General features: G+C 70.0%; 1 protein-coding gene. It reads left to right on the forward strand.

What is annotated here, in order from left to right; all coding sequences use genetic code 11:
* A partial coding sequence (locus IO29_RS31445; RefSeq protein WP_033227707.1) for a GTP-binding protein occupies nucleotides 1-207 on the forward strand: 207 nt, incomplete at both ends.

The raw sequence follows: 207 nt of genomic DNA on the forward strand, positions 1-207 counted from the left end.
CGCCGGTTCATCCTCGCCGACACCCCCGGCCATGTGCAGTACACCCGCAACATGGTCACCGGCGCCTCCACCGCCGAACTGACCGTGATCCTGGTCGACGCGCGCAACGGCGTCGTCGAACAGACCCGCCGCCACGCCGCGATCGCCGCCCTGCTGCGCGTGCCGCACGTCGTCCTCGCCGTCAACAAGATGGACCTCGTCGGCTAC

This window comes from Streptomyces sp. NRRL F-6676 (assembly GCF_000725625.1).
In the GTDB taxonomy this organism is placed as follows: Bacteria; Actinomycetota; Actinomycetes; order Streptomycetales; family Streptomycetaceae; genus Streptomyces.